This is a genomic window from Tateyamaria sp. 7Alg 36 (assembly GCF_059882455.1).
This window is the reverse complement of sequence record NZ_CM187613.1, coordinates 3,511,366-3,532,444: the sequence shown is the minus strand read 5'-3', so window position 1 is coordinate 3,532,444 and position 21,079 is coordinate 3,511,366. Positions and strand designations below refer to the sequence as shown.

Annotated in this window: 19 protein-coding genes; 9 read left to right on the top strand and 10 right to left on the bottom strand. The window is 54.7% G+C overall.

The features are described from left to right. Nucleotides 1-45 precede the first annotated feature (45 nt). Nucleotides 46-960, bottom strand: a complete 915-nt coding sequence (locus tag AC6GQJ_RS17195) for a LysR family transcriptional regulator (protein WP_500770488.1) — start codon at nt 958-960, stop codon at nt 46-48. 141 nt (nt 961-1,101) lie between these two features. Between AC6GQJ_RS17195 and AC6GQJ_RS17190 the strand changes: the two genes are divergently transcribed. Continuing rightward, the gene (locus AC6GQJ_RS17190; RefSeq protein WP_500770486.1) at nt 1,102-2,181 is read left to right on the top strand and encodes a tartrate dehydrogenase; all 1,080 of its coding nucleotides are present in this window, start codon (nt 1,102-1,104) and stop codon (nt 2,179-2,181) included. A gap of 65 nt (nt 2,182-2,246) precedes the next feature. On the opposite strand, the gene AC6GQJ_RS17185 is transcribed toward AC6GQJ_RS17190, so the two are convergent. Continuing rightward, on the bottom strand, nt 2,247-3,095 hold the full coding sequence (locus tag AC6GQJ_RS17185) for a LysR family transcriptional regulator (RefSeq protein WP_500770484.1): 849 nt from the start codon (nt 3,093-3,095) through the stop codon (nt 2,247-2,249). A 337-nt stretch (nt 3,096-3,432) separates the two neighbouring features. Here AC6GQJ_RS17185 and AC6GQJ_RS17180 point away from each other — a divergent pair, with 337 nt between their 5' ends. The 4 genes from AC6GQJ_RS17180 (at nt 3,433) to AC6GQJ_RS17165 (ending at nt 9,470) form a co-directional block, all read left to right on the top strand. Beyond that, nucleotides 3,433-4,491 (top strand): efflux RND transporter periplasmic adaptor subunit, encoded by a 1,059-nt coding sequence (locus AC6GQJ_RS17180; protein ID WP_500770482.1) that lies wholly within the window; start codon nt 3,433-3,435, stop codon nt 4,489-4,491. 12 nt (nt 4,492-4,503) lie between these two features. Next, nucleotides 4,504-7,545, top strand: a complete 3,042-nt coding sequence (locus tag AC6GQJ_RS17175) for an efflux RND transporter permease subunit (RefSeq protein WP_500770480.1) — start codon at nt 4,504-4,506, stop codon at nt 7,543-7,545. A gap of 552 nt (nt 7,546-8,097) precedes the next feature. Beyond that, nucleotides 8,098-8,481, top strand: a complete 384-nt coding sequence (locus AC6GQJ_RS17170; protein ID WP_500770478.1) for a thermonuclease family protein — start codon at nt 8,098-8,100, stop codon at nt 8,479-8,481. A gap of 368 nt (nt 8,482-8,849) precedes the next feature. Beyond that, a complete protein-coding gene (locus tag AC6GQJ_RS17165; protein ID WP_500770476.1) occupies nt 8,850-9,470 on the top strand; it encodes an HNH endonuclease signature motif containing protein in 621 nt (206 codons plus the stop codon). Between the two features lie 23 nt (nt 9,471-9,493). On the opposite strand, the gene AC6GQJ_RS17160 is transcribed toward AC6GQJ_RS17165, so the two are convergent. The 3 genes from AC6GQJ_RS17160 to AC6GQJ_RS17150 form a co-directional block, all read right to left on the bottom strand. Next, nucleotides 9,494-9,823 (bottom strand): helix-turn-helix domain-containing protein, encoded by a 330-nt coding sequence (locus AC6GQJ_RS17160; RefSeq protein WP_500773970.1) that lies wholly within the window; start codon nt 9,821-9,823, stop codon nt 9,494-9,496. A 1,200-nt stretch (nt 9,824-11,023) separates the two neighbouring features. Next, nucleotides 11,024-11,596 carry a tyrosine-type recombinase/integrase gene (locus tag AC6GQJ_RS17155; protein ID WP_500770474.1) on the bottom strand — a complete coding sequence of 191 codons (573 nt, stop codon included), beginning with the start codon at nt 11,594-11,596 and terminating at the stop codon, nt 11,024-11,026. A gap of 135 nt (nt 11,597-11,731) precedes the next feature. Continuing rightward, nucleotides 11,732-12,073, bottom strand: coding sequence for a DUF6626 family protein (locus tag AC6GQJ_RS17150; protein WP_500770472.1), 342 nt, complete (start codon nt 12,071-12,073; stop codon nt 11,732-11,734). 434 nt (nt 12,074-12,507) lie between these two features. Between AC6GQJ_RS17150 and AC6GQJ_RS17145 the strand changes: the two genes are divergently transcribed. Together AC6GQJ_RS17145 and AC6GQJ_RS17140 are read left to right on the top strand one after the other, a co-directional pair. Next, on the top strand, nt 12,508-13,569 hold the full coding sequence (locus tag AC6GQJ_RS17145) for a dsDNA nuclease domain-containing protein (RefSeq protein ID WP_500770470.1): 1,062 nt from the start codon (nt 12,508-12,510) through the stop codon (nt 13,567-13,569). A 47-nt stretch (nt 13,570-13,616) separates the two neighbouring features. Then, the gene (locus AC6GQJ_RS17140) at nt 13,617-15,311 is read left to right on the top strand and encodes a hypothetical protein (RefSeq protein ID WP_500770468.1); all 1,695 of its coding nucleotides are present in this window, start codon (nt 13,617-13,619) and stop codon (nt 15,309-15,311) included. Between the two features lie 73 nt (nt 15,312-15,384). Here the strand turns inward: AC6GQJ_RS17140 and AC6GQJ_RS17135 are convergent, their stop codons facing one another. Continuing rightward, nucleotides 15,385-16,065, bottom strand: coding sequence for an AAA family ATPase (locus tag AC6GQJ_RS17135; protein WP_500770466.1), 681 nt, complete (start codon nt 16,063-16,065; stop codon nt 15,385-15,387). A 12-nt stretch (nt 16,066-16,077) separates the two neighbouring features. Further along, a complete protein-coding gene (locus AC6GQJ_RS17130) occupies nt 16,078-16,884 on the bottom strand; it encodes a hypothetical protein (protein WP_500770464.1) in 807 nt (268 codons plus the stop codon). A 110-nt stretch (nt 16,885-16,994) separates the two neighbouring features. Between AC6GQJ_RS17130 and AC6GQJ_RS17125 the strand changes: the two genes are divergently transcribed. Beyond that, on the top strand, nt 16,995-17,759 hold the full coding sequence (locus AC6GQJ_RS17125) for a hypothetical protein (RefSeq protein ID WP_500770462.1): 765 nt from the start codon (nt 16,995-16,997) through the stop codon (nt 17,757-17,759). A 2-nt stretch (nt 17,760-17,761) separates the two neighbouring features. Here AC6GQJ_RS17125 and AC6GQJ_RS17120 read toward each other — a convergent pair whose 3' ends face one another. After that, the gene (locus AC6GQJ_RS17120) at nt 17,762-18,361 is read right to left on the bottom strand and encodes a hypothetical protein (RefSeq protein WP_500770460.1); all 600 of its coding nucleotides are present in this window, start codon (nt 18,359-18,361) and stop codon (nt 17,762-17,764) included. A 99-nt stretch (nt 18,362-18,460) separates the two neighbouring features. On the opposite strand from AC6GQJ_RS17120, the gene AC6GQJ_RS17115 reads away from it, so the two are divergent. Next, nucleotides 18,461-18,883, top strand: coding sequence for a hypothetical protein (locus AC6GQJ_RS17115; protein WP_500770458.1), 423 nt, complete (start codon nt 18,461-18,463; stop codon nt 18,881-18,883). Nucleotides 18,884-18,923: 40 nt separating this feature from the next. Here AC6GQJ_RS17115 and AC6GQJ_RS17110 read toward each other — a convergent pair whose 3' ends face one another. Then, the gene (locus AC6GQJ_RS17110; RefSeq protein WP_500770456.1) at nt 18,924-19,574 is read right to left on the bottom strand and encodes a hypothetical protein; all 651 of its coding nucleotides are present in this window, start codon (nt 19,572-19,574) and stop codon (nt 18,924-18,926) included. 6 nt (nt 19,575-19,580) lie between these two features. After that, entirely contained in the window at nt 19,581-20,996 is a 1,416-nt protein-coding gene (locus tag AC6GQJ_RS17105) for a tyrosine-type recombinase/integrase (RefSeq protein WP_500770454.1), read from the bottom strand. Nucleotides 20,997-21,079: the final 83 nt, after the last annotated feature.

The following is a 21,079-nucleotide window of genomic DNA, read 5'->3' as shown; positions in this document are numbered from 1 at the left end:
TCCCGATGCGAAGTTATTTATACAATTAAGTTGCACAATCTATCATCACGCTGTTTGCGCAAGCATTTCGCGGCTGTCCTGCAAGACCTGCAGGAACACGTCGCGGGTCGCATGGCGCGTGTCGCGCATCCACACGGCGGACAGGCGCAACTCTTTTGACGCGCCATCGTCCGGCAATGCAAGCGGGGTGAACTTTACCCCGCGAATGCCCAGCCGCGACACCCATTTGGGCACAATCGCCAGCCCCACGCCCGTGCTGACCAGACTGACGATGGTCTGCTTTTCCTCGGCGATCTGCGCCACCCGCGCGCTTAACCCCGCCTCAAGAAACAGTTTCATGGTCAGGTCATGGCTGTGCGGGCGCGAGCGGCGGTCCGGCACGATCAGCGGTTCGTCCACCATATCCTGCACCCGCAGCACGGGTTTATCCGCAAGGGCGTGATCCTCGGGCATGGCCACCACAAGGCTTTCGCTGAACAGATGGCGGAATTCTAGCCGCGCATCGGGCACATCCGGCGGGCGCACGATGGCCACGTCCAGACTGCCCGTCAGAATACGCGGTAGCAGGCGGATGGTCTTTTGCTCTTTCATCTCGAAGGCCATATCGGGCAGCGCCTCTTTTAGCCGCGGCAAAAGCTGCGGCATCAGGCCCGCCGCCGCGCTGTCGATCACCCCGATGCGCAGTACCGCGCCCTGCTGTTGGGTGCGCTCGCGAAAGGTCGCCTCAAGCCGGTCGGCCCGCGCGACGATCTCGCGCGCGGCGATGACAAATTCCTGCCCCGCCTCGGTCAGGGCCACATTGCGCGTGGTGCGCACCAGCAACCGCCCGCCAAGATGTTCCTCAAGGTTTTTGATGTGCCGCCCCAAAGACGCCGGAAGCATCTTCATGTTCTGCGCCGCACGGCCAAAGTGCAGCGTGTCGGCCACGGCCAGAAGGCATCGCAATTGCCGCAGTTCCATCGCCGCTCCCATTATTCACCGATTATATATAATAATATTTGATTGCGCTGACCGGATCAAGACGCGGATAAGGGCGCGACCCGCCAGCCTGCACAGCGCCAGCGCCCTACCCCCTTTCAGACCCATAAGGCAGATTTCCAGATGACGACCTACAAGATTGCCGCGATCCCCGCCGACGGTATCGGCCCCGAAGTGATTGACGCGGGCAAAGAGGTGCTGACAGCCCTTGCCGACCACCTTGGCACCATGTCCTTTGACATCACGACCTTTGACTGGGGATCGGATTACTACAAACGCAACGGCGTGATGATGCCCGAGGATGGTCTGGCGCAGCTGAAACCCTTCGACGCGATCTATTTTGGCGCGGTCGGTGCGCCCGATGTGCCCGACCACATCACCTTGTGGGGGCTGCGCCTGCCGATCTGTCAGGGCTTTGATCAATATGCCAACGTGCGGCCTACGCGGATCATGCCGGGGGTCAAGGCACCGCTGCGCGATGTCGGTCCCGGTGATCTGGACTGGGTCATCGTGCGCGAAAACTCCGAAGGGGAATATTCCGGCAATGGCGGGCGCACCCACAAAGGCCTGCCCGAAGAAGTTGCAACCGAAGTGTCTATCTTTACCCGCGTCGGCGTCACCCGCATCATGCGCTATGCATTCTCGCTGGCGCAGTCGCGTCCGCGCAAGCTGCTGACCGTGGTCACCAAATCCAATGCGCAACGCTATGGTATGGTGCTGTGGGACGAAATCGCTGCCGAGGTGGCGCAGGAATTCCCCGATGTCACATGGGACCGGATGCTGGTCGATGCGATGACCGTGCGCATGACCCTCAACCCGCAAAGCATCGACACCATCGTCGCCACCAACCTGCACGCCGATATTCTATCCGATCTGGCGGGCGCGCTGGCAGGCAGCCTTGGCGTGGCGCCCACCGCAAACATTGACCCCGAACGACGTTTTCCGTCAATGTTCGAACCGATCCACGGCTCGGCCTTTGACATCGCGGGCAAAGGGATTGCGAACCCTGTGGCGACCTTCTGGACTGCCGCGCAAATGCTCGACCATTTGGGCGAGGCCAAGGCGAGCACGCATTTGATGAACGCCGTCGATCGCGTCTGCGCCGCCGGTATCTTGACCCCTGATGTGGGCGGCACCGCCACAACCAAGGACGTGACTGCCGCCGTGATCGAAGCGATCCGCGGGCGCAACGATCTGGGTTGATAGTGTAACAACCACCGGCCCTGCACGATGTGGCGGGGCTGGTGGTTACGCGCCCACCTTCGGCGTCAAATACACTTGAGGAAGGCCTGCACTTTTTCCGTTCTGTGCAGGTCCATATGCGTCACCACCCAGATCGAGGCGGCGCGTTCCTGCGTCGGGGGCAGGATCTCGACCAGCTCCGGTTTGTCCACCGCGTCATGTTCCGCCAGAAACCCGACGCCGATTCCTTCCAACACCGCACTATTCACCGCCTGCTGGTCACTGGTGAACAGCGCGAATTCGTCCGCCTCGACCGCGCGGCCAAGCCAGTTGTGATAAGGCAGACGCGTCACGCCTTCGCGCGCGCCGATGAACGTGCGCGAAGAAAAGCGGTCAGGCGTCACGGGGCCGCTATGGGCAATGAAGTCGCGGCTGGCATAAAGGCCAAAGCGCACCTCGCGGAACAGCTTGACCACGTAATCCGGCGTGTCCGGCTTGGTCCCTGCGCGAAAGGCGACATGCGCCTCGCCATATTCAAGGCGGGCAAGGCTGGCACCGGCGGCGAACTCGATCTCGATCTGCGGGTGGGCGCGGCGGAAACTGCGGATCGCGGGCATGACCAGCGGTGCCACACCCGCAAGGGCCGTCACCACCAGATCGCCCGATAGCTGCCCTGCCCGCCCGCGGCTGCGGCCTGACAGGTCGGTAAACATCTCGTCCGCGCGCCCGACGATTTCCAGCATCTCCTTGCCCGTATCGGTCAGCGTATAGCCCCGCGCGTGGCGCGAAAACAGCGGGGCCTGAAACTCGGCCTCTAGCGTGTCCACATGGCGGTTCACCGTGGCGCGGTGCACGCCAAGTGCCTCGGCCGCTGCACTCACCGTGCCAAGACGGGCAAGGACAAGGGCGGTTCTGAGTTCGGTCCAATGCTGCATATGCCTGCGGTAGCAGGTTCGACTTGTCGCATCAACGCGCATCTAATGCGCGTTTGGGCATCTGGTGCGCGATAGCCTTGCGTATCATCTGATCCTCAACGAGTCGTCCGCCCTGCGAACGGCATTCGAACCCATGTCCCTGTCGCTGTACTTGGCCCGTCGGTGCGGCGTTGGGAGGGCTGTTTTTTTAGGCAGCCAGATGCGCAGAGACAGGGCAATTGCCGGACTGTTTACCGGCGCGTTCGATCAAGGTTGATGACATATGATGCAAGCAGTACCAGACCGCAAACCAGACCTATTTCAGATATGCCGCAGTGGCGGCAAGGAAGTGAACACGATGTTGCGCACTGCGATACTCACGCTTTTCATGTCCGCCGTGGCGGGCGCCTCTTTGGCTCAGGACGCGGTGGATGCCGCCGCGGTGAAACCCGTCAAACTGACGACCGTTTCCTCTGAATCGCGCGGCATGTCCCGCCAGTTCTTTGGTCAGGTGGTCGCGCGCCAGACGGTGGATATGTCGTTTCAGGTCGGTGGCCAGATCGTCGAATTCCCCGCCATCGAAGGTCAGGTAACCCCGAAAGGCGGCGTGATTGCCCGCCTCGATCTGACCGATTTCGAACTGGCGGTCGAACAGGCCCGCTTGCAACAGCAACAGGCAGAACGTCAGGTCGACCGGTATGAAAAGCTGAAAGGCAGCGCGGTTAGCGAGGTTGCCCTCGAAGACGCGATTACTGATGCCGCCCTTGCCCGCGTCGCCGCCCGCAAAGCCGAAGTGGACCTAGAGCACGCGACGATCCACGCCCCCTATGACGCGCTGGTCGCCGAACGCTTTGTCGAGAATTTCACCACGATCAGCGCGGGCACCACAGTCATCCGCCTGCATGACATGTCCGAGTTGCGCATCGAAATCGCGGTGCCCGAAGTAATGTTCCAGCAGGTCGGCTCCGACGCGGACGTAACTGTCACTGCACGCTTTCCCGGCAGTGACACGACCTACCCGCTTGAGCTGCGCGAATTCAACGCAGAGACCTCGGTTGTAGGGCAGACGTTCCAGTTGACCTTTGGCATGACGCCGCCCGAAGGCATGGTCGTCCTGCCCGGATCGTCGGTGACAGTGATGGCGACGCTGAACGATGGCGGCGCGTCCCTGACCCTGCCTGCCACAGCGCTTGTCGCGAACCCCGAGGGCGATCTTTCCGCCTTTGTGTTCGAGGCCGATAGCGACGGCGCCGACATCGGCGTGGTGCGCCGCGTTGATCTGGAGGTCGAGCCGCTGCCCTCGGGCGAAATGAAGGTGATCGAAGGGCTTGAGGACGGCGCGCAAGTCGTCGCCATGGGCGCGGATCTGCTGGAAGACGGCCAACGCGTGCGCCGCTTTCGCACCTTCGGCCAGTAAGGAGCGAGTAAAATGAACATCGCCCGCCTGTCCATCGACAAGCAAATCCTGACATGGATGATCATCCTCGCCTGCCTGTTCGGCGGCATCTGGGGCTTTCTGTCGATTGGTCGCCTCGAAGACCCGAGCTTTACCATCAAACAGGCGGTTATCGTCACCCAATATCCGGGTGCGACCGCTGCCGAAGTGGCCGAGGAAGTCACCGAGCCACTTGAATCCGCCATCCAGAAAATGGGCGAACTCGACACGATCAAATCCATCAACTCCCCCGGGGCGTCGGTGATCGAGGTTGAAATCCTGTCCACCTTTGGCGGTGACGAATTGCCAGCTATCTGGACCGACCTGCGCGCCAAAGTGAGTGATGCGGCCAAATCTCTGCCCCAAGGCGTCGGCACGCCTGTGGTCGATGATGGTTTCGGTGATGTGTTCGGCATCTACTACGCCGTGACCAGCGACGGGTTAAGCGATGCGGAAACCCACGATCTGGCGACCTTCCTGCGCCGTGAAATCCTGACCGTGACAGGGGTGGCCGATGTGCAGGTCTCGGGCCTGCCCGAAGAGGTCATCTATGTCGACACCGACCTCGCGCTGACCGCGAACCAGAACCTCGCCCCCGGCGTGATTGTGAACGCCATTGCGAACGCCAACGCGGTAACGCCAGCGGGTTCGCTGGGATCGACACGGCTGGTGCGCCCCGAAGGGTCCAATAGCATCGACCAGATCGAAGGGCTGACCATCGGCGCGCAAGGCGAAGTGGTGAATGTCGCGGACATCGCCAATGTCTATCGCGGGCTAAGCGAAGACCCTCAAGTGCTGGTGCGCCATGACGGGGACAAGGCCTTCACCCTTGGGGTGGCGGGCCTGTCCACGGAAAACATCGTGGACGTGGGCAAACGGGTGGACGCCAAACTGGCCGAACTCGACAGCGAAATTCCGGTCGGTGTTCAATTGCACCCGATCTACCAGCAGCACATCGTGGTGGACGAAGCCTCGCAAGGGTTCATCCTGAACGTGCTGCTGTCGGTGGCCATCGTGATCGCGGTTCTGGCCGTGGCCATGGGCTGGCGGTCGGCTGTGGTGGTCGGGGTCACGCTGTTCCTGATCGTTCTGGGCACCGTGTTGTTCATGTTCCAGTTCGGCATCTCGCTTGAGCGGATTTCGCTGGGCGCGCTGATCATTGCGATGGGCATGCTGGTCGACAACGCGCTGGTGATTGCCGAAGGCATGCAGATTTCGATGCAGCGCGGTAAATCCTCACGCGAGGCGGCGGATGAAGTGGCGGGCAAGACGTCGATCCCCCTGCTGGGCGCGACCGTGATCGGCATCATGGCCTTTGCAGGCATTGGCCTGAGTAACGATGCGACGGGCGAATTCCTGTTCTCGCTTTTTGCGGTCATCGGCATCTCGCTGCTGCTGTCTTGGGTACTGGCGCTGACGGTCACGCCGTTGCTGGGCCACTATCTGTTCAAACGTGGCGCGGATGATGGTGCGGACCCCTATGCCGGTTTCTTCTTCCGCGGCTATGCGGGGCTGGTGCGTACCGCCCTGACAGCGCGCTGGATCGTGATCCCCGCGCTGGTGGGCGTTACCGTCACCTGCTTCGCCATGTTCGGGTCGATCAAGCAACAGTTCTTTCCGGACTCGAGCACGCCGATCTTCCTTGTGCATTACCAACTGCCCCAAGGCACCGAGATTTCGACCACGTCGGATGACATGAAAATCCTTGAGGCGTGGTTGGCCGAGCGCGACGAAGTGTCTGCTGTCACCACCTATGTCGGTCAAGGCGCGGGTCGCTTCGTGCTGACCTATGCGGCGGAAAAGGCCAACCCAAGCTATGCGCACATGCTGATCCGCACGCATAACCTTGATGACATCCCTGCCCTCGCTGCCGAGATCGAGGAATTCGGCAAGGCCGAACTGCCCGCAGGCGTACTGCGCACGCGGCGGCTTGTCTTTGGCCCAGGTGGTGGCGATCCGATCGAGGTCCGCTTCTCCGGCAACGATCCGGTCGTCCTGCGCCAGCTCGGTGACGAGGCGATGGAACGGATCGCGGAGGCGACGGACACGCTGCAATATGTGCGCAACGACTGGCTGGAGCAGGAAATCGTTATCCGCCCCGTCTATGCCACCAACCGCGCGCAAACCGCTGGCATTACCCGCGAAGACGTGGCGTCCTCGCTGCTGTTCGCGACCGACGGTATCAACGCGGGGGTGTTCCGCGAGGATGACCGCCAGATACCGATCATCGTGCGCGCCAGCCGCGATGCGGACTATTCGATCTCGGATCAGGTGGTGTTTTCCGAAAGCGCGGGCGGATATGTGCCGCTTGAACAAGTGATCGACGGCTACACTTACGAAGTGCAAAACACCCGTATCTACCGCCGCGACCGCCTGTTGACCCTGACGGTCAAGGCCAATCTGCCCGCCGGTGCCAGCGCAACCAAGGCACGCCTTGAAATCGTCGACACCATCGAGGCGATGAAACTCCCCATCGGCTATCGCATGGAATGGGGCGGCGAATTCGAAAGTTCGGGCAAGGCGCAGGCCGCATTGGGGGGTGCCCTGCCCTCCAGCTTCCTGATCATGTTCGTCATCACCATCCTGCTGTTCATGTCCATGCGTCAGGCGCTGATCATCTGGCTGCTGGTGCCGATGTCGGTGAACGGCGTTGTGATCGGCCTGCTCGCAACGGGCTATCCGTTCAGCTTTACCGCGCTGCTGGGATTGCTGAGCCTGTCGGGCATGTTGATCAAGAACGGCATCGTGCTGGTCGAAGAAATCGACATCGTCCGGCGCGAAGGCGTGCCCCTGCGCGAAGCCATCGTCACCGCCTCAACCTCGCGTCTGCGTCCGGTTGTTCTGGCGGCTGCGACGACCATTCTGGGCATGGTGCCACTGATCAACGACGCGTTCTTCAAGTCGATGGCCGTGACCATCATGGGCGGCCTTGCCTTCGCAACGGTCCTGACCATGATCGCCGCGCCAGTGTTCTACTACGTGTTCTTTGCACGCAGCGAAAAGGCGGCAGTTGCCGCGAAGGCCGCAACGGCCTGATACCTGCCCTTCCCCACCCGATGGAAAACGGTTCTGTCGGGTGGGTCTTAAACGGGCTCGGGCATCTTATCCTCGGACAATTCGAATACGGCACCTGCGCCATGCCTCGGAACGCAGGGCAACGCATATATCGCGTTCATGTTGTTTCCAGCGGTTTGGGAAACCGCACAATCGACCCGAAACGCCTGTTAAATGCGCCAGCACCTTTCCCAAATTCTAGCCATACGTGAACTTTCGAAAATCACGTTGTTAAAGGTGGCAAATACCCGAAAACTATGAGTTTATTACCCATTATGCGGTCCAAATATTATGAGGCCTTAAATGGAAATTGCTTTAATCGTCTTGGGTATTGCCGGCGTCTCCGCGCTTGCCTTCGTCAAATGGTCGTCCGCCAACCGGTTCGCGGATACAGCAGGCTACGCCGCGCGCACCCACTCCCCCCAATCGCCCACGCAAACGTCGACCGCCGCGCATGCGCCGTCGCAGTCTTTTGACGCAGCCAGCGCCGAACACCTGCCCAGCCCGCACATCATGCAAGGATCGGCCTATGCTGTGGACGGCCACACAATTGTCATCGACAAAGTTCAGATTCGCCTGTTCGGCATAGACGCGCCAGAGCTGAACCACCCCGAAGGACAAAAAGCCAAATGGGCGCTGGCCCAACTGTGCAAAGGCCAGAAGATCAAAGCGGAAGTCACGGATATAGACGCCTTTGGCCGCGTGGTCGCTAAGTGCGTTTTACCCGACGGCCGCGACCTTTCCGCCGAAATGGTCGGAAATGGCATAGCACTCGACCGGTCCGAATTCTCGGGCGGCCTTTACCGTGATCGCGAAACTGCAGACGCCCGCAAAAGGCTCTGGCTCGTTGCGGCAAAACAGGACGGGAAATTGCACGTTAAGGTGAAATCGGACGCGCGCAAAACGACGAAGAAGTAGCTTTTGTTTGGCCGTCGACATGGTGTCGCGCTTTGCATGAAAACGGCAATATCGGCGGCGTCAGCCCAACAAGGTAAACCGGCCAGTCAAGAGCGGTATGTAGGGAACAATCAGTCCCTAGAATAATAGGAAAAGCACTTGGAGGCGAGTACCGGAATCGAACCGGTGTACACGGATTTGCAAGATCAAAACAGTTTTAATATCTGTTTTTCAGCAATGGGTTATACGCAAAAAATCGCGATGTGTACAAATTTATGTACGCTGTTAGTTCCGACTTTTCCAAGCGGATAAACAGCGTCGCCTTGTTTCCAGTTAGTCCCGTTCTTACCTACTACATATTGATCTGCAAGTTGCTTGGAACAAGAAATATGGAAGATGTTGAATACGTTAAAGAAGTTCTGGCTCAGGATTATCGCACCGAACATCAGCACGAGATAAGCTATCCAGACTTAGAGCGCGTGATCGACGAAACTAAGTTCGATTTTCTCACTGGTCGTGTTGAAGGCGAAGCAGCTAACGGTAGTAAGAGCCGTGAAGGACAAGATTACCTTTGGTTCAAGTGCGGTGATAAATCGATCCTTTCGCATCGCTTCATCGTCGCTGTCACATTGAACAAATGGGCACCACGGGACTTTGACGTTGACCATATAAATCATGATCCATCAGACAACAGACCGGCTAACCTGAGGATCGTCACGCGACGCGACAACGCAGGCAATCGTCGCTCGGCGCTGTTGTCTGAACTCGCAGATTTCGACGAAGTCGTAGCTTCTTTGGCAAAGCGCGCACCAAAGGTGGAAGTTACACCGATTGTCGAATCCCAGGCTGAGAGCGCGTTAGATGCTCTGAGACCCAGCAGTAGCGGAATTCCCTCAGTTACCTACACTGGCGAGACCAAGCCTGCTGAGCACAGCAACGGCATTTGGCGAAAAACCGATCTTGGGTCATGGCACTTGCACTTTGATGAAACGCCCAGACTGAAGGGTTGAGCATTTTCTGGTTAAAGCTCCCGTTAGCGCTGAGCCACAACCTTAGCCAAGTCCGCGATAAGCGCCAGCTTGTCGTCATCGACTTCCAGCGTTGTTGCGCTTAGCTCGCTGATAAGACGGCTGCGCAGCTTTGACGTGTTGTTGGGTTCGTAGTCGAAAAAGAACTTGAGTTCGACATTGAGCGCAGTTGCGATGTCACTTAGCGTGTTGAAGTTCGGGGCTGTTTTGCCGCGCTCCAAGTTCGACACCGTTTCAAAGCTCATGTCGATAGCTTCTGCCAGCACTGCTTGTGTCATGCCACGCATCTTGCGCGCTGCCTTAACGCGCGATCCAATTTCCTGTTTCAAATCCATAGCCATACACGGCTTGTAAATCGAAACTTTGGACTTGAGATCGAAGTGGAATGACCGTTGCTTCAAAGAAACGTATTTTGAAGCCGTTTTTTGTGCGGTGTGGGAGGGAAAATTGGATCGACGCTTATTTTTAATTGGAGCGCTTGCACTTAGCGCATGTCAAACAACTACAAACCCGCATCTGAGTGCGGGTGCTGAGCAACGATTTGTGCCAGTTGAGAACGCGGCAGCGCTGATGGCAATCGTTGGCGGACGCACGGTTGAATACACAGAGCAGAGCAACACTGGCGCGGGTATTAGACAAACGTTCAACAGGAACGGCACGACAGTCTACGGGGATCAACGGCGCGTGTGGACCGTGCAAAATGGTCGGTATTGTTCAAGCGCTGATCTGCAATCGGACCCAAGCACGTGGTCGTGCTTCCAGCTTGATGTGAACGAAGCCGGGACAATCATTCGCTGGATCGACGTCGAGGGCACGCCACGAAACCCAGAACTTGGACCTGACACTTGGTATGGCAGGATTCTTTGATGCTACTGCTGTTTAATGATGTCAGTTGGTAATGTTGCGTCACTGCGTTGCAGTTCCACAAGCGCCATACGTTTCTTTTCTTCTTTGCTTCGCAAAGCTTCAAAGTCACTTTGGCGCATTTTCTTTGCCAGAGCATGTCATTCGAATACGGATTATGATTGCTTGGCTTTACCTAGAGCAAATAGATCAAGCCCTATTTCGGGCTTGATCTAAAGGCATAGGCGTTACCCGTCGCATTTTTTGGCTACGCTCCCCAAACCATAAAGGAAGAGCAGGTTTTCCTATCATCTCTATTACTGGGACATCATACGCACATGGTGGGCTGGCGTAGCAAAGCTTGTTCCACCACGTTGACGGGTACCGCACAGCGGCTTGTCATCCGTCTCACTCAATTCACGCATCTCTGCGCTACAACCATTCCGACAACAGTAAGCACAGTTCTGCAATGTCAGCGTGCTTTAGGCATCCTGCGCACGATGGCAGGGTAGACTATTGAAGCGCATAACTGACGAATGCGTTTGCTTACCGTCTCACATCAGAACGGGTTTGCGGCACAATGATAACTGGCGTGCTAACCGTAGGGTCAGTTTGTCGTGCAGCCTTAGCTGTCTAATGTATTTAGTAACTAGCGGCGAATGCACTGTGAAACGGCGGAATTCTCGCCGTTTTCAGATCAACTCAATTGCATTGCGCATCTTGTTCTCGTTTAGTTCGATGTAGCGCATCGTCGTGTTCAGGTGCTTGTGCCGTGCAAGCGCTTGGATCACACGCGCGTTGATGCCCTTGTCTGCTAGCTCGGTCAAAAACTGCCGACGCCCGCTGTGCGAGCTTGCGCCTTTAACGCCTGCCAGTTTGTAGAAGCGCGCAAACAGATTGACGATTGTTTGCGCGCTGAACCCGTCACCCTTTGCGCTAAAGAAGAGCGAAGCATCTTGCTTTGCGATGTGCCGGGGGTGCTGCGCGGCATATGCCGCCAGCGCCTTTGTCAGTCGTTTGCTGACCAGCACTGTCGCGCTGTCGTCGCCCTTTGTTTGTGCCGCTGCCAAGTAAATCGTGTCACGCACTTTGCCGCTGTCTTCAAACACATCGCCCACCCTCAGCCCAGCGATCTCGCACGCGCGCAGCCCTGCAAAGAAGCTGAGCGCGAAGATAGCGTGGTTGCGGACGGGATAACGATGGGCGTTGATGACTGCGGACACGCGCTTGCGTTCTGCGTCGGTTAAGAGCTTTGCTTGTTTCATGCATCACCTCAAAATATGTGGTTTCGTTGTAATGCACTGTAAACTCTAACATTTTGGCGGACGACCGAATTTGGCGCTACGCCTAAGTCGTTGAAATCGAATACGGTTTGGCGAAGATGTTATACACTACTGTTTCTATAACATTTTGCGCTGTGGCGCGGCGTCCAGCGCAACTTCTGTGATGCGATGCTGCTCAGCCAGAAAAGCTCTAAGCGCATTGTTCACCTCGTCCAGCCCGCGTATTTCAGCTTCGAGTAATCCGCCCATGCGCCTGTTGCTCAATCTCAGTGTGGCAAGCTTTAGCTGGACACTGCGCATACAGTCGATTGCGGCGGTGACGCTGAAATCGCGTCCGCTGTGCTTGCGCTCGCCAAACCAGCTTTTGCTCCTGCCGCACCAGTTCATGCTGAACTCTTCGCCGTTCTGTACGAGATCATGCTCAACCAGTCGTTCATATACCTGCTCCACGAGTGTCATGTGCTGCTCCCTCATAGCCCGCTGTACTTTGGCTTACGCGGTTTGCTGGGTTCAGCGACGCGCACGGGTTTTACGGGTGGCTTTGGATCAACCTCTGTCTCGCGTCGTTTCGCTTTGCGTCGTCGTGATGCTGCGTCGTCTTCCTGAACGGACTGCTTGAGTTCGTTGATTAGCTGATGGGTCAAAGTGATCATTGCTCTAGTTATGGCAAGCTGCCCAGATTGCTTTTGATGTGAAAAGCTTTGCAAAATCTGCGCGCTCGCTGTGCGTACCTGCCGTGTCGTCATGTGGCTCTCCTTCAAGTTTATTTATCCTTAGCAGGCTAAATGTGGGGGGGTGCCCTGACTTTACTCCAATATCGGGTGTTTCTCTTGCCTGAGTTGTGAATTTCGGCGATGGTTCACCCAATGAGTTCAAGTTCGCGGGGATAATTTTTGTCCGATCTCAAACAAAAACTAGCCAATACCAAGCCGAGGGAGGATAGCGGCGCGCACACCAACGCCCGCTATCATTTTCAAGCCCTTTGCGGTCTTGTGTTGGTTTTGGAACGACACAAGCTAGACGGTGATTACGCCCTGGTTTTTGAGTTTCACGATGACATTGCGTTGTTTGATAATTCTGTAGATCCGCAGAACGTCAAGTTTTACCAAGTAAAGTCAAAGAAGAGTGGGCATTGGACCCACGCCGCTTTGACAAAGCGAGATACCAAGAAAGCGGATGCAGTCTCGTCGTTTCTAGGAAAAATGTATCAAAATGTCGTCGCATTCGATGGCAACGTTAGTTCGACCACGTTTCTCAGCAACGCTCCAACTAACTTTGCCCCAACCGATAAGCAGAAGTTTTGCCTGACTGAATGCGATCAAGACGACTTATCGAAGATCGTTGCGAAACTGGAAAAAGAGTTTTCAGGTGAAGACAGCATCAAGACTGAACTTCTATGGATTGAAAAGTGTGATTTGAGCCTTGATGACGCCGACAATCACGCGAAAGGAAAGCTTGAAGCGTTCGTGGTCGATAGCCTTGGTGAAGTTGAGTTTTCTCTGTCGGCTCTCTTCAAGGCAGTATCAGATGAGTGCACAACGAAAGCCCGCGGGACCAAAATCGATCTGACCGATTATGATAGTGCCGTCAGCGAACGCGGCATTACCCGCAATGATACAGAGGGCTGGCTGCAAACTGTATCTGCAACGGTTGCTTGTCCGAAGTGGGAAGAGATAGCACCTGACATCAATCTACCCGCCGCTCAAAAGCTACGTTTGAGACGTGAGTGGAACAGCTATCGTGTCGCAGTGTTAAACCCAAATGAAGCTGTCCGGAAGGTAAGACGGATGATAGCAACCCATCTCAGCGACATCGGCGACGAACATCAAAATTTAGATGCTTTGCTCGACGCTGCATTTGAAGCATTGAAAACGATGGTGAGGTCCGAACTGCAATTGGCATCAGATGAACACATCAAGGCGATGATCTTATATGAAGCGTATTCAATCCAATAAGTTAGAGAACTACAAATCTTTGATTAGGAACCTAAGGACTAAGCAGCATGAAAAAGCTGAAATTCAAAAAACTTTGGCTGCTATCAAATCAAGAAAAGAAAGCAAGGGTTGAGGACTTCAGCAATCCTGCAACGGCTGTTGTTGCAGACAACGATTTCGGCAAATCAAGCCTGATCAAGTCGCTTTATTCATCGCTTGGCGCTGATCCATCACGCACACCAGAAGCTTGGAAAAACGCCAAGGTTGAAACACTCTTAGAGTTTGAGATCGATGGTTTAGTTTTCTTCATGTTGCGACAAAGCAGTCGCTTTGCTCTGTTTGATGTTGAAGGCGAACTAGTTTGGAACGGAACCTCAATAGTCAAAGAGTTGGGTCCAAAAATCGGAGAACTGTTGGACTTTGAGATCATTGCGAAATTGAAAGGTGGGAAGAGCTCTGTGCCTCCACCGTCCTTTTGCTTTCTGCCATTCTATCTAGATCAAGAAAAAGGCTGGGTCGATACGTGGGCATCTTTTTCAGGCTTGGAAATGGTGAGTAGCTACAAGGATGATATTGCTCGCTATCACACTGGCATTCGCCCTAAGGAGTATTATCGCGCGAAAGCTATTCGCGATGACACGATGTTACAACGAAACGAACTAGCGCAAGAACGTTCTGCTCTCAGCAAAGCAAAGAAGCGCTTTAGTGAAAAGCGAAAAAAGATTGGCATCGCTTTGGATGTCCGTGCGTTTGAGGACCGAATAAAGGCTCTCTTGAAAGAACAAAATGCACTGCAAAGAAGCTATGACGAAGTGCGCAGCCATATCGGGCAATTGCAATCGCAAAGGACTTCTTCACAAGAGGAAGTCGAGATAGCGGCAAAGGTCCTGTCCGAACTTGAGGCGGATATCAAGTTTTCTCAGAAGCTGAGCGAAGCCGAAATCGTATGTCCAACATGCAGCACTGTGCACGAAAACGACTTCGCTAACAGGTTCGGTTTGCATAACGATGCGGAAGCTTGCCGAATGGTTTTTGTCGAAGCGAAAGCAAAAGTCGAAAGGCTCGACAAAGACATCGATGCAAAGCTCAAGGCGGTGCCAGCGTTACAAAACCGTATTGCGCGGATACAGGAGATACTCGAAGAGACCAGAGGCGACATCAAGCTTGGTGATATGCTGCGAGACGAGAGTGAGAGGATTGTAGACGATACCTTTGAGCAAGAAGAACGTTCGATTGACGGTGACATTGGTGCATTGAATGACAAGATTGTAGCCGCGAAAAAGGAAATGAGCTCTTTTGATAAGAAAGAGCACAAGGATCGGATAATAAAATTCTACGCTGCCAAGTTGCGAGCCTTTTGTACGAAACTCGGCATTGAAAATGTGCCTGCGAACATGTGGGACAACATTCGCCCGACGATCAAAGAAACGGGAAACCGAGCGCCTCGGTTGTTACTGGCATACAACTACGCAATCTTGCACACGATACATGAATTCTCGACATCATGCTTCTGTCCGATTGTCGTTGACACGCCCTTGCAGCAAGATCCCGACCCTGTAAACGCTGAGAAGATGATAAGGTTTGCCATAGATGATCGTCCCGAGGGAAGCCAATTGGTCTTGGCAACCGGCAGCTTGCATGGTGTTGAGTTTTTAGGGCGCGAGATAACCCCGGAGAACAAAGAGCAGCTTCTAAGAGCAGACCAATATGAAGCCGTTCGCACGCACATGTTGCCGTTTTTGAATGCTGTGCTAGAAAGCTGATAGCGAGACCGAAGCGTGTTAACACGTTTCTTGCTGCCAAAAGAAAAGCCCCAGCAATGCTGAGGCTTTTGGGTCATTTGATAAGGCGCAGATGGGTTGGACGCGGCGGTGGAGAGATAGGTTGTGCAAGCATCATTGCGTTTGGCACGATGTCGCGCCAACTGCCGTCGCTGTTTCTCACAATCTCGTCGATCTCGTCCGCGCTGAGCCAACGCTGTTGATCGCGCAAAATTTGCTCGACACGCGCGCGAATAGAAGTGGGATCAGCAGCATTGAAGTTGATTGTCACGCAGCGGTTCAACATGCCTTTGTCGAGCTGCTCTAAGTAGTTGGTGGTTAAAACACTGACTGTGTTGGGCGTGTTGAGGAACGCTTTGAGTGCGCGCTGTGCTTCGCTGGTCAAGTTGTCCACTTCGTCGAAGATGAAGTAATGAAGCGAGCTTTCGTTGAACGAAAGGGTGCTGGCGATGGCGGAACAGCGTTGCAGGATCGACGTGATTTTCTCGGCTTTTTGGCAGGACACAAAATGCGGCTCGATATTAATAGCCTTTCCACTCCGCGCACGTTCAAACTCATTACAAAAAATACGCGCATAAGTCGTCTTTCCAGTGCCATATGTCCCGTAAAAGCACAGGGCGGATTTGCCACTTGCTGGGAAGGGGAAACTGCCATGCATAAGCGCGGAGATTTGGTTTTGTGCCGTGCTGTTTGCAAAAACCATGTCGGCAGTTGATTGGGGTGCAGTATTTGTCATTAGTCTCGCTCCTTATGCTGCCAGTTTTTGGGCGTCGCCCGTTGCGTCGTTCTGCTGCTTGTTGAATGCGTCGTTCTTTTTGTCCGCAGCGCTTTCAGCGTCAGCGCGCCCCTTGGCTTTTTTCTTTGCCTTTTCGGCGTTGCTGTAGAGGTTTGACAGCGCGCCAGAGACGACCGTTTTGCCTGCAATGCGCTCGCCGACGTTTTCTTCAAAAACCACGTGCTTTACTTCGACGTTGCCACGTGCGTTGAGCTTGCCAACCAGCACGACATACTGACCAATGTTGTCAGTCGCGCATTGTGCAATTTCTTCACATGCAATCTCAGTGATGTTTGGGGTGTTGTCAGCAAGCTCACGTCCCTCCGCAGCACGCTGCTTTGGCGTCTTTGTGTTCTTTGCAAGCGCAGCACGGATTTCTTCGATGCCGCCACGGTCTTCGATGTAGCCAGCAATTGCATTGCCAGTGCCAACGCCTTCCTGTGCTGCGCAGCTCAAAACGCGCGCATATGAGTTAACACGGCGGCTGTCAGTGTCGCTGTCGCTGAACACGTACTTGGTGACAAGCTGGATGAACGTGGGGGTTTTGGCGGTTGGGATATTGCGGCTTTTGACTTCTTTCAGCAGCCAGTCGTACTTCTCAGCGCTTACGTCATTGCCGTCCTTCGCTTCCAAGTAAACAGAGTAGATGTCACCCAGCAATTCATACAGGCGCTGGTTTGCGGTTGCATAAAGCGTCGTCTGCCACTCTTCGCGTTCTGCAAAAAGCGTGTTAACATGTTTTTGGAATGCTGCGAGTGTCGTGGTTTTGATATCTTTCATCTTAGTCATTGCTTTTCCTTCCATTTTTGCAATCAAGCTCTTTATCAAGCTATGACATCTTTATAACTCAGGACTGCTATGCTAGATACGAACAGGCATTGGAGACTTCGATGGTTGTTAACGCAAGGAGATATTTTTTATCGCAGCACCCAACTTTTGGCAGGACGCCTGTCCCAGCAGCATTCAAGGTCGAAGCTTCGCCATATTACTGGTGGTGGTATGCGTTGACGCTGAATGCGGACTACGCGGAAGCCTGCGCGAACGGCGGGCTTGGATGCGAGCGCGTCTTCGAGGATTTTGGCGATGTGCGCTATGACGGTAATCGCCACGCCGCATTCAAAGCTTGGTGGAACGAACGTGTTAACACGCTTGAACAGCGCGGCGCTTATCTGTTTGCCGAACCTGTGTTGCGTGGCAAATCAGTTTCCATTGTGACGGACTTGGACACTGCGGCTGAGGCGATAGAAGCCGAAGAACGCATATTGGTGAACATTCCTTTAGACGCGCAGCGCAAGCACATTGAATGGCGGCTGAACAACATTTTGAAAAAGCACTTGAAGCCAGAAGCAGCGCGGCTTGTGAAATCAGTTCGAAAGAGCAAGGCAAGATATAGCTTGGAAAAGCCCATCGTGCCAGATGCGCTGAAAAAGTGCTTCGATCTTTACGATGCGAAGCAGGCAGCGGCGGCGCAGGGAGAGAAAGTGAGTAACTTTGACTTGGCAAAGCGCGCACGGATCAAAGTGCAAGAACGTGACAAGTTTGACGAGGCAAGCTCGCCTGAAAGCCACCGCCGTACAGTGTCAGCCACCGTTTCCCGCTACATCAGGCAGGCAGAACGGATGATTGCACACGCGGCACATGGGCAGTTTCCGTAGTGCTAGTCGCCCTGCCAAGCAGCGATCATTTCTCTGAACGGGGAATAATCGCCACGCTCCGTGCACTTTCCAACCAGTAGCTGAACGCGCACAACGGCATCGTTCAATGCTTCATTGAGTTTTGCTTCATCAATCGTATCGCCTCTTGGCTTGCCCCATGCGTTCGTTAACAAGCCATACGCCAAGAGCGTTATTGCACCTTCGTCAATCCCTTCTGATTGCCTATCAAATCCCAGGCAAATGTCCCAATTTGTAGCGAGAGCAGAGCAGATTGCGGGACCAAATAGGTTTGTTGGGCGCATAGTGCACGTAAAGCTAACTTTGTCGTCGTGCGATCCATTGTCTTGTGCAGGGCTTAGATCAAAACCAAGCATCCGTTGCACGTCTTCGTTCAGGCTTCGATCCATGCCAAAAATGCGCTCTCCTGTCGGCGCAACCAAAGTCTCAAATCCAAAGCCGCTCATTTCTATCTCGTCTGCAACACTTGGATCAATGTCGTCCATGTTCGCAGTGCCAACAAATCCTAGGTCCGCTTCGATTGCTGCATCTGAGGCGATTGCAAGTTGCGCGATCCATAGCAGCTTTTCTTCTGTCGTTTGCATTGGGCATCTGCTCCTTATGTGTCTGGAAACGCTTAAATTTCGGTCGTTCTCTGAAGTATTTGAGCACATACTTGCGATATGAACGCAAGGAGAAATGGCATGACACAACTGGCGAAACTGACGGTAAAGATGGTGAAGCGGGCAAATGCGAAAGACCCAACGCAACAGCGCCGCGCAAAGCTGATCGCAGCCATCGAAGAGCAAGCAAAGGTATTCGCTGCAAAGCTGAAAGGCGACGTGCATCAGGTGCGCGCAAAGGGGTGGGCGACAAACGAGCACGGCGAAAAAGTTGCTACAGAGAAAATGCGGCAGGTGCGCGCGTGGTTCTTTGAGCAAGACGGAGGTTGGTATGTGCAATGCAGATACGGCAGCAAAGTGCTAGACTTGGGCAAAGGCAACGCAGTGTTTGTGAAGGAGCTGAAAGATGTGGAAGGCGCGCTCGAAGCGTTTTTGGTTGCAACGCAACAAGGCGAACTGGACGCTGCAATTGAGGCGGCACTGAGTAAGCGCAAAGCTGCTTGATCGACACTGGCGCGGGCGCGTATTTAAGCGCCCGCTCGCATCACTTTAACAAGCTGAGATACGGACCATAATCTTTGGTCATTCGGCACATAGCGTCGAGTTGCTCAAGCTTTTTGCCCAATTCCCTCAACATCTCAGCCGTTTCAATCTGCGCTTGGCAGTCAGGATCGTTTTGACAAACAAACACGCGCTCGTAGCTCATCGTAGCACCCATAACGCCTGCATACTCAGCGCCAAGTTCCACGGGTATAGCGAAGCTGCATTGAACTTGGTGTGTTTGAGAAAAAGCTTTGAGCAAGTTTGGACCGTTTAGGTCAGTGGGCACTAAACATAGCTGGCAACGTGCAGTCGCCATTTTTCCGCCGTCCCAATTCTCCAATCCCAGTACTTGCGGCGCAGTTGAAAATTTCACGCCAAACAAGCGTTGAGTTGTTTCGTTTAAGTTGTTGAGCAGACCACCGACAACGCTGTTTCTGTCCAGTGTGTTCAGGACAATTTGTACGCTGTCCTCTTCAATCTCAAACACATCGTCGTCGTCACGGTCAAAGCGCAACTGGTATTGTTCAGGACTTACGAAGCTACCTTTTGCGGCGAGAGCATCAAAAAAGATCACTTCGCGCGTAACGCGAGACACAATTTGAAAGATTGTTTCTGTTGCTTCGAAATAGTCGTCCTGTGCCTGTGCCTGCATTTCGTTCTACCCGTTCAAAATCAGCATTAGCGTGCTAGCGTTTATCTTTTCAGCCCGCTTTGCATCCAGCGCTTTCATCGCAATCTCTTCCGTCACAACATATCCGTCGCGCCCAACGCCAAGCGCAGCCAAAAGTGCCTCGTCTTCAAGCAGCCCGTCCGCGTGCATCGTAAAAGCGGCGTCAACGACGCTTTGTGCGCCCGCTACAGCGCCCTTAGCTTTGTCCGCGCGCATGTTCCGCCCGCTGTGCAGTTCGGCGTTTAGCAGAGGGCTATATTTGCTGTAGTGCTTGTCGATCATCGCCGTGCTGTTGCCCAACTGCTTGCTGAGCGCGTGCGTTGTGATCCCGCGCTTCAAATCCCGCGTCGCGTAGTAGTGCCGCAAACTGTACAACGTGCGCTCTTTGCCGTCTGCGCCCGTTTTCAAATCCATCACGTCCAGCAGAGCATTAAATGCGCGGTTTAAGCTTGCAATGTTGGCTACGTCGCCAAGCCGCGTCGTAAACACAAACTCGTCGCTGCGTGCTGCGATCAACTCGTCAAATGTCCCGTCACGTAGCTTTGGGTTCAGCTTGCGCTGCCGATCCAAATACCCTTCAACAGTGTCCCTCGCCACAGCGCTGCGTTTGCGCGTTTTGCCATCAACGTTCACCACCAAGTAGCGTTCGTCGCCTTTGTCCTGCCACTCAACGTTACGCCATCGCAGCCCAAGCGCTTCCGTGCCGTGCCGCACGCCCGTGTTCGCCAAAAACAAGACGTAGTTGCGCAGCACTTCCCGTGTTGCCGCCGCTTTGGTGTTCTTTGACTTTTTGTGCCAGGTGCGCAGTGCGGTGTAGATCTTCTTGTATTCTGCGTCTGTAAAGCTGCCCCTGCTTTCGCTTTTGACGCCCTTGTTTAGCAGAGTGGGGCGCATTGCTTTAACGAGCCAGCTTTGTAGCTCAGCTTCATCTAGCACCCTGTTCAGCGCAGCATTGTGGTTGTTGATGCCGCTTTGTGAAAATGGCTTTTTGTTCTGCTGCGTGCGCCAAGCGTCAAATTCGACCAAGCCCTTGTAGTCAATTTTGTCTACGTCCGTGTCACCAAAAAACGGTATCAGCCAGAGACGCAGCGCTGAGATGTAGTCCTTGTACGCCTGCTTACCTGTGCCGCTCTCCAAAGCGTCCTGCATCCGCTTGATCGCGTATTCTGCAACATGCTTGAACTTGCGTGTTTGGGCGGGGAGGTTATTTTTGATGCGGGCTTGTGTGTCGTAGTAAAGCTCAAGCGCACGTTCTCGCGCTTCTTCCAAGTCGACCGTCTTTGTACTTTTCACGATGCGCTTGCCGTTATCCAACGTCAGCCGCGCATACCAGTTTTCGCTGTTCGCTCGCTTATCCAGCTTCAGTTTCTTGTGCACATTTATCGTCGTTGTGCCGTAGCTCATTTTGCCGTTCTGCTCGTATCTGTCTGTTAAACATACAGTATGTGAAAACGAACGGAATTTGTAGCAGAAAACTGGGTGCGGAC